The sequence below is a fragment of the Stenotrophomonas pictorum JCM 9942 genome, assembly GCF_001310775.1.
In the GTDB taxonomy this organism is placed as follows: domain Bacteria; phylum Pseudomonadota; class Gammaproteobacteria; order Xanthomonadales; family Xanthomonadaceae; genus Stenotrophomonas; species Stenotrophomonas pictorum.
The window spans coordinates 1-8,038 of record NZ_BAZI01000110.1 but is presented as its reverse complement, the minus strand read 5'-3'; the positions used below and the strand labels follow the sequence as shown (position 1 = coordinate 8,038).

The 8,038-nt window shown below is 64.8% G+C and carries 9 protein-coding genes and 3 pseudogenes; 5 read left to right on the top strand and 7 right to left on the bottom strand.

Annotation, left to right across the window (positions count from 1 at the left end; all coding sequences use genetic code 11):
- Window positions 1-78 precede the first annotated feature (78 nt).
- From JCM9942_RS07545 to JCM9942_RS07520, 7 genes and pseudogenes are all read right to left on the bottom strand, one after another.
- Window positions 79-513: a hypothetical protein gene (locus JCM9942_RS07545; RefSeq protein WP_054658857.1), complete on the bottom strand. Its 435-nt coding sequence runs from the start codon at window positions 511-513 to the stop codon at window positions 79-81.
- A gap of 57 nt (window positions 514-570) precedes the next feature.
- Window positions 571-1,161 (bottom strand): DUF2884 family protein, encoded by a 591-nt coding sequence (locus JCM9942_RS18230; RefSeq protein ID WP_057505820.1) that lies wholly within the window; start codon window positions 1,159-1,161, stop codon window positions 571-573.
- Window positions 1,162-1,189: 28 nt separating this feature from the next.
- Window positions 1,190-2,015, bottom strand: a pseudogene (locus JCM9942_RS18225) (GIN domain-containing protein).
- Between the two features lie 29 nt (window positions 2,016-2,044).
- Window positions 2,045-3,057: pseudogene (locus tag JCM9942_RS07535) on the bottom strand (hypothetical protein).
- Window positions 3,054-3,926, bottom strand: coding sequence for an ABC transporter ATP-binding protein (locus JCM9942_RS07530; RefSeq protein ID WP_054658852.1), 873 nt, complete (start codon window positions 3,924-3,926; stop codon window positions 3,054-3,056). Before JCM9942_RS07530 ends, JCM9942_RS07535 begins: the two are co-directional and overlap by 4 nt.
- On the bottom strand, window positions 3,923-4,285 hold the full coding sequence (locus tag JCM9942_RS07525) for a GntR family transcriptional regulator (RefSeq protein ID WP_054658850.1): 363 nt from the start codon (window positions 4,283-4,285) through the stop codon (window positions 3,923-3,925). The genes JCM9942_RS07530 and JCM9942_RS07525 overlap by 4 nt, the downstream gene beginning before the upstream one ends.
- Before the next feature lie 3 nt (window positions 4,286-4,288).
- A complete protein-coding gene (locus JCM9942_RS07520; RefSeq protein WP_054658848.1) occupies window positions 4,289-4,534 on the bottom strand; it encodes a hypothetical protein in 246 nt (81 codons plus the stop codon).
- 157 nt (window positions 4,535-4,691) lie between these two features.
- Between JCM9942_RS07520 and JCM9942_RS07515 the strand changes: the two genes are divergently transcribed.
- The 5 genes and pseudogenes from JCM9942_RS07515 to JCM9942_RS18910 form a co-directional block, all read left to right on the top strand.
- Window positions 4,692-5,231 (top strand): glutathione peroxidase, encoded by a 540-nt coding sequence (locus JCM9942_RS07515; protein ID WP_054658859.1) that lies wholly within the window; start codon window positions 4,692-4,694, stop codon window positions 5,229-5,231.
- Window positions 5,232-5,316: 85 nt separating this feature from the next.
- Window positions 5,317-6,276 carry an FKBP-type peptidyl-prolyl cis-trans isomerase N-terminal domain-containing protein gene (locus JCM9942_RS07510; protein ID WP_054658846.1) on the top strand — a complete coding sequence of 320 codons (960 nt, stop codon included), beginning with the start codon at window positions 5,317-5,319 and terminating at the stop codon, window positions 6,274-6,276.
- Between the two features lie 24 nt (window positions 6,277-6,300).
- Complete coding sequence (locus tag JCM9942_RS07505) at window positions 6,301-7,650, top strand: UDP-glucose dehydrogenase family protein (protein WP_054658844.1); 1,350 nt, start codon at window positions 6,301-6,303, stop codon at window positions 7,648-7,650.
- Window positions 7,643-7,882, top strand: coding sequence for a SlyX family protein (locus JCM9942_RS07500; RefSeq protein WP_054658842.1), 240 nt, complete (start codon window positions 7,643-7,645; stop codon window positions 7,880-7,882). Before JCM9942_RS07505 ends, JCM9942_RS07500 begins: the two co-directional genes overlap by 8 nt.
- Window positions 7,883-7,891: 9 nt before the next feature.
- Window positions 7,892-8,038: pseudogene (locus JCM9942_RS18910) on the top strand (DUF2058 domain-containing protein); the annotation flags it as partial.

The window sequence follows — 8,038 nt, the reverse complement described above, 5'->3', positions numbered from 1 at the left end:
GCTCAGGCCGGGCAACCGGCCGGGCATGAAAAAGGCGGGCATCTGCCGCCTTGGCGCTGGAGCCGGAAGGGCGCGTGGTCAGCGCAGCGCGCGCGGGTTGGCCAGCGCCTCGCTGTACTGCTTGAACTCGGGTATATGTTCGGCCAGATCGGCCGGGAACGGTTCCTGCCCCGGCGGGATCACGATCGGCAGGGTGCGCTCGCCCGGCTTGCTGGCCGGCGTGGCGTCCACCAGTGTGTTCTGGCGCAGGATCTGCAGTTTGACGAAACCGGTCTGCAGGATCTGCTGTTGTTCGGGCATCAGCGGGATGGCGATGTCATCCACGCGCAAGCCGCCATCGGGCTGGATGTCGAGATTGGGATAGGGGGCGCGACGCAACGCGATACGGTCATCGGTCACTTCCATCTTCGGTTTGCTGCGCTCGACGCGGTGCGCAGCGTATTCGGCGCGGTCGCCACAAGCGGAGAGCAGGGAAACCATGGCCGCCAGGGCCAACAACAGCAGCTTGTTCATGAGAGGGCAAGGCGTGGGGCAGGGGGCGGCAGTTTACCGCCCCGCTGCCAATGCGGCTTACGGAGCTGAGAACTCACCGTTACTGCGGCAATCGTCGATATCGCTCTGGTCCATCTTCGCGTACGGGGCGAACTGGGGTACGGCGGCGGCCAGCTTCTGCTGGGTGGCCATCAGTGCGGGCAACTGGTCGCAGATCAGCTGCGCCTGCTGTTTCAGCTTGTCGGCTTCGGCATTGATCCGGGCTTCGACCTGTCCACTATTGCCGCTGAAAATGCCCTTGATCGCTTCCCCGGCGGCATTGACGCCGAGGTTGGCGCCGGCTATGCCGACATCGATACCGGCTTCGGCCACTTTGACCATCTGCGCGCGGTACTGCATCACCAGTGCCTGCTGCCCGGCATCGAGCGGTACGGCAGTACCGTTGATCAGCAGCTCGCCGCTGGGCGAGATCTCGACCTTGGCGCCGCCGTCCTTGGAAATGCTGATGTTGCCTTCGGCCAGCTTCTTGCGGGCTTCATCGGTAGCAGCGCGGACCTTCTGGCCAAGCGCTGTATCGGTGCCCGGAGCACCGGTCTGGGGGCGTTCACCGCAGGCGGCCAGCGGCAGGGCCAGAACCAGGGCGAACAGGGGGGCGACAGGAATTTTCATGAGGTGCTTTCCGTTGCGGTTGGGAATGTCAGCGTTTTTTTGGCAGATCGACCGTGCCAGAAACGCCACTGTGACGGATCGAACCGCTGCCCACGCGTTGCACGCGCAGGCTGGCGGCGTTGTGGACGTCAGCATCGCCCGAGCCGATCGCGCCCAGCTGACGCCGCCGCGGGTGTCACGTACCTCGATATCGCCCGAGCCAAGGCTTTCGATGGTCACCGCGCCCTGTACGCCGCGCAGCTCCAGGTCGCCCGAGCCGATGCTTCCGACCCGTGCATCGCCGCGGACGCCGTGGATCCGGGCGTCACCCGAGCCCAGTGACAGCAGGTACAGGGCGCCGACGTTGTCGAACTGGATATCACCGGAGCCGACCGCCGCGGTGGCCAGGCCCTTGATGTCGCGGGCGCTGACATCGCCGGAGCCGACATCGGCGCTCATCGAGCGCGCGCCGGCCAACGTGGCGTCACCCGAGCCGACCTTGAGCTGTACCAGGATGTTGTCCGGCACGGTGCCGGTCAGGTCCAGATAGGCGTAGGTGCTGCCGCTGAAGTTGATATTCAGGCCCTGGCTTTCGCGCTTGAGGGTGACCACCAGCTTGTCGCCCACCCTGCGCTGGGTCAGCGACAGCTGACCCAGCAGATCCTGGGTCGAGGCGCAGGCGCGACCGCTCAGCGCGGCGCTGGCGCCGGGGCTGGCCTGCAGCTTCAAGTCGTGGCTGTTGACTTCAAATACCACGCTTTGGCGCCGGCCAGCTCCAGCTCCAAGGCCTGTGGCTGGCTGAACTTGCAGTGCTCCCCGGCAATGGCGCTGGCGGGCAGCAGGGCCAGGGCGAACAGGAGGGGTTTGATGTTCATCTCGGTTCCTTGCGATGGCGGAAGGCGGTTCAGATGTCGTCGCGGCGCTGGCGCAGCCAGATCGCCAGAACGATGAAGCGATGCCGACAACGGCGCCAATCCACAGCTGCGGGCTGACCAGCGTCGTGAACTGGTCGGCTGGAGTAAGGCCATGTAGCACCGATTGCAGCGATTGCCCGCCGTTGAGGTCAGCCTTGTAGGCCATCTCGATACCCGGTACGGTGCCCAGCAGCAGGCGGCCGACCACATGGGCCCAGAACCAGCCGGCATTCATGTCAAACAGCTTCATCAGGCCGAACCAGCTGACCACCACGCCGGCGAACACCGGCAACATCACCGCCCACAGGAACGGCTTGCTCTTGGCCCAGGACGAACAGAGCAGCAGCCAGCCAGCGGTAGGCAGCGCCCAAAGTGCATAGACCGGGATCCAGGCGAACATGCCACCGATGAGGGTCAGCGGGCTGGCTGGCCCCCAGATCAGGGTCATCGGGCTGCCGCCATGGGCCAGCGCCACCAAGCTGATCATCAGCAGGAAGCCCAGCATGGTGAGGATGCCAGCGATCACCGCCAACACCGGTGCCACGACCAGCGCGCTGAACAGCTTGGAGAGTACGGTCTGTGTATCGGACAGTGGCATCGACTTCCAGAAAAGCACACTGCGATCGCGGCGGTCGTCGTACAGCGCGCCCAGACAGTAGAAGAACACCACGAAGCCGAGCACGATAAACGGCCACGCCGAGCTGAGCACCAGGGTGAAGTTCATGCCTTCGGCCCACTTGGTCATGTCGGCGGGCGACATCTGTGTGGTCAGCAGCTTCAGGTCCAGACCATTGACGTTCACGCCATTGATATGGAGATCGCCATTGTCCGCGGCGCGGTTGGCCGCCCACAGTCCGGCGACGATCGCCATCAGCGACAGCAGCAGGGACACACCGCCGGCAATCAGCGGCGCCCACAGGAAGCCGCCGCGGTTTTCCCAGTATTCGCGCTTGAGCAGCCACTTGAACTTGCCCAGCGGGGTGATGTGGTGAACGGCGTTCATGCGTAGGTTCCCTTCATGATGGCCACGAACAGGTCGGCCAGGCCCGGGTTGCGGGTTTCGCCCAGGGCGGTGACACGGCTGCGCTCGACGTTGTCATACAGCAGCACGGTTTTGCCGAACGGCAGGGCGCGCTCGTCGATCGGGCCCAGTGCGCGGGCGGCCTCCAGCGTGTCGGCCGAGGCCAGCAGCTCGGTGTAGCGCCCGGCCATCGATTCCATGTCGGCGGCGAGCACGATCCTGCCATCGCGGATGAACAGCACGTCGGTGAGGATGTGTTCGATCTCCTCCACCTGGTGGGTGGTGATGATGATCGTCTTCTGCTCGTCGAAATAATCTTCCAGCAGGCGCTGGTAGAACTCCTTGCGGTACAGGATGTCCAGACCCAGGGTCGGTTCGTCCAGCACCAGCACCTTGGCGTCGATGGCCATCACCAGCGCCAGGTGCAACTGCACCACCATGCCTTTGGACAGCTCGCGCACCCGCTGCCTGGGCTGCAGTTTGGTGTTGGCCAGAAAGCGCTCGCAGCGGGCGCGGTCAAAGCGCGGATGCACGCCGGCGACGAAGTCGATGGCTTCCCTGACCCGGATCCAGCGCGGCAGCACGGCCACGTCGGCGATGAAGCAGACATCGTTCATCAGCGCGTTGCGCTGGGTGCGCGGGTCCATGCCCAGCACGCGCAGTTCGCCTTCGAACGGGGTCAGCCCGAGCAGGGCCTTCAGCGCCGTGGTCTTGCCGGCGCCGTTGGGGCCGATCAGGCCGACGATGCGGCCCGGTTCGATGGAGAAGCTAGCGTTGTCCAGTGCCGGCTTCTTCTTGTAGGCCTTGCGCAGGCCGGTGGCGGAAACGACCGGTTCAGTAACGGCATTCATAGCGTGGTCCCCGATGGCAGCAGATCTTCCAAGGTCAGCCCCAGACGCTGGATACGCTCCAGGACCGCGGGCCATTCGTCTTTGAGAAAACGTTCGCGCTCGTTGCCACGCAGCTTCAGCGCGGCTTCCTCGGTCATGAACATGCCCAGGCCACGGCGCTTCTCGACCAGGTTCTCGTCGGCCAACTCCTGGTAGGCACGCGATACCGTGATCGGGTTGAGCTGGTATTCGGCCGCCACCTGGCGTACCGAGGGCAGGGCATCGCCCGGCTTGAGCAGCCCGTCCAGCATCATCGCGATCACGCGATCCTTCAACTGGCGGTAGATGGGAGCACCATCGCTCCACTGGATATCAGTCATGAGTCAGCTCCGCGGGTTCAGCGACTGTGCGAAGGAGAAGTAGGGCAGTGACAGGCTGGTTCGCATCCGCCTGACCGGCCGCTTCGCTTTGGGAAGGTCATTCGCATCCTGCTCATCACCGGCCGCCTCGGCTGCATAATCCCGGACGTTGGTACGGCCGGTTTCAGGCGCCGCCGAGCAGCCGAGCAACAACAGGGTGCCCGTGGCCATCACTGCCTGGAGTACGTGCCTGCTGCGTTTGATGCTCATCTCGGCTCCCTGTGTAGGGTGGCTGGTGTTGTATGCAACTATAACACCGACACGGCGCCGCGCAACTGTTCTGTCACTAAAATTACGGCCGATACGTATCCATCAGTGCCGATTGCCCAGGAGAAGGATTTTGAAAATTCGCAAAAAGCTGATTTCAATGGTTTTTATGGCGTCGCTTGGCGGTGCGGCGAGTGCCGTTGCCGGGCCGCTGCTGGACCGCGACTACCGCCTGTTGGCGGGAAACAGCGAGGTGAACCTGAATCGGACCTATGGCGGCAAGGTGCTGTTGATCGTCAACACCGCCTCCAAATGCGGCTTCACTCCGCAGTACGAAGGACTGGAGGCGCTGCAGCAGGAGCTGTCGGGGCAGGGATTTGCGGTGCTGGGTTTCCCCTCCAACGACTTCAAGGGTCAGGAACCGGGCACCGAGGCGCAGATCCAGGAGTTCTGCACGCTGACCTATGGCGTGAAATTCCCGATGTTCCAGAAGGTGCATGTGGTCGGCCCGGAAGCTACGCCGCTGTACCGGGACCTGACCCGCGCCACCGGCGTGGCGCCGGGCTGGAATTTCCACAAGTATCTGGTGTCGCGCGACGGGCGGGTGGTCGCCCAGTTCCCGAGCAAGGTGCGCCCGGATGATCCGGCGCTGCGTGCGGCGATCGAACGCGAGCTGGCGGCACCCGTGCCGCGGCGTTGAGGCGCCTCGACATATCCAGCGTGCGTGCGACAATGTCGCCCCTTGCGCCGACCGCGGCGTTTGTTCACTTCCAGGAAAGCAGCGAATGAAGATGGGAAAGCGCGGCGCCGTGGCGTCGCTTCTGATTCTGGCGATGGCGGCACCGGGTGTCGTGATGTCGCAACAACCTGCCGCCCCGGCGGCTACCAAGGAGAAGTCTGTTTTGACCTCGGATCGTGAAAAAGTCGGTTACGCCATCGGCATCGACGTTGCCAGCTCGTTTGAGCCCATCGCTTCGGAAGTCGACATTGCGGCACTGCGTCGTGGCATCGAGAACGCATTTGCCGGCGGCCAGCCGCTGCTCTCGCAGGAAGAGGCCCAGCAGACCGACCAGGCGCTGCGCACCGTGATGATGGCCCGTTCCGGCCAGCAGGTGCCGGGTATGGCGCCGGGCAGCCAGCCGCCGTCGGTGGACAAGGAAAAAGTCGGCCTGATGCTGGGCAGCTATGCGGTGGGCCCGTCGCTGGCGCCGATCCAGAAGGAAATCGACCTGGACTCGGTGTTCCAGGCCATCACCACCGTGTTCAGCAAGGGCACGCCGCTGATGGACCGCCAGCAGGCGCAGGCCATGCTGCAGGCTTTCAGCACTGCCAAGCAGGCCGCTTCGGCCGGCAAGAACCGTGAAGAAGGCAATGCCTTCCTCGCCAAGAACAAGACCCAGCCGGGCGTGGTGACCACCGCCTCGGGCCTGCAGTACCAGGTGATCCGCCCGGGCAGCGGCGAGCGTCCGGTCCCGACCAGCCGCGTGCGCGTGAACTACGAAGGCAAGCTGCTGGACGGCACCGTGTTCGACAGCAGCTACCAGCGTGGCGAGCCGGTGGATTTCGGCCTGAACCAGGTCATCAAGGGCTGGACCGAAGGCGTGTCGCTGATGCCGGTCGGTGCCAAGTACCGTTTCTGGATCCCGTCGGAGCTGGCTTACGGCAGCGCCGGTACCCCGGGTGGCCCGATCGGTCCTGACGCGGCGTTGACGTTTGACGTGGAACTGCTGGGTATTCTGCAGTAACACAGCCACGGAGTTCCCGCTGCCATGCGCGTCGCGATGTTCGGTACAGGCTATGTCGGTCTCGTCACCGGAGCCTGTCTGGCCGAGGTCGGTCATGACGTGGTCTGTGTCGATATCGACCAGGCCAAGATCGATGGTCTGAACCGTGGCGTCATCCCGATCTACGAACCGGGATTGGCGCCACTGGTGCAGGCCAACCACGCCGCCGGGCGGCTGGCCTTCACCACCGAAGCGGCCGGCGCCATCGCCCATGCTCAGGTGATCTTCATTGCAGTCGGCACCCCGCCCGATGAGGACGGCAGTGCCGACCTGCAATATGTGCTGGCCGTGGCCCGCACGATCGGTCGCCACCTGGACCATCCGGCAGTGGTGGTCAACAAGTCGACGGTGCCGGTCGGTACCGCCGACAAGGTCCGCGCGGTGATCGCCGAGGAGTTTTCCGCCCGCGGCGCCCGGGTCGCCTTTGATGTGGTCTCCAACCCGGAGTTCCTCAAGGAAGGCGATGCGGTGGCCGACTGCCTGCGGCCGGACCGGATCATCATCGGTGCGGACGATGCGCGCGCGGTGACCGTCCTGCGCCGTCTGTATGCCCCGTTCAACCGCAAGCGCGACCGTGTGGTGGAGATGGATGTGCGTTCGGCCGAGCTGACCAAGTACGCGGCCAACGCGATGCTGGCGACCAAGATCAGCTTCATGAATGAGATCGCCAATATCGCCGAGCGCGTGGGGGCGGATATCGAACAGGTCCGCCAGGGCATCGGTTCGGACCCGCGCATCGGCTGGCACTTCATCTATCCCGGCGCCGGTTACGGCGGCTCCTGCTTTCCCAAGGATGTGCAGGCGCTGGCGCGCACCGCCGCCCAGCACGGGCATACGCCCCGGCTGCTGGAGGCGGTGGAAGCGGTCAACGAGGCGCAGAAGGGCCACCTGTTCACCCTGATCCAGCGCCATTACGACCGGGGCGAGGATGAAGGCGTGCGGGGCAAGACGTTTGCGGTATGGGGCCTGGCGTTCAAGCCCAATACCGATGACATGCGCGCCGCCCCCAGCCGGCGGCTGCTGGCGCAGTTGTGGGAGGCCGGCGCGCGGGTGCGAGCCTATGATCCCGAGGCGATGGGCGAAGCCCGTCGTGTTTTCGGTGAGCGCAAGGATCTGATGTTGTGCGAGTCCGCGTTCGAGGCACTGGAAGGTGCCGACGCGCTGATCGTGGTCACCGAGTGGAAGCAGTTCCGCAGCCCCGATTTTGTCCGTCTGCGCGAGGCGCTCGGGGATGCGGTGGTGTTCGATGGGCGCAATCTGTACGACCCGCAGGAAATAGAGGCCGCAGGCCTCGCTTATTACGGCATTGGCCGAGGACGTTCCCTGCATGCATGAGTTTTCCCCGAACGAGCGCGAACAAGCGCTCGAAGCCCGTCTGGTTGAGCTGGAAATGCGGGTCTCCTTCCAGGAGCAGGCACTGGCCGAAATGAGCGAAGCCCTGGCCGATGCCCGCATGCAGGGCTCGCGCAACGCCGACCTGCTGCGGCACCTGCTGGACGATCTGGGCAAGGTGCGTACCGCGCTCTATGCCGATGCCGCCGACGAACCACCGCCCCCGCATTACTGACGGTTACCTATGAGCGACACACTCCGCGACCAGCTCCTCGGGCTGGGCTTCAAATCTGCGCCCAAGCCGGAGCGCAAACCCGATCAACGCCGCGATGGCCGTCCGCACGGCAAGTCGGGCGGTCGTCCGTCTGCCGCTGCCGGCGCTCCCAAAGCA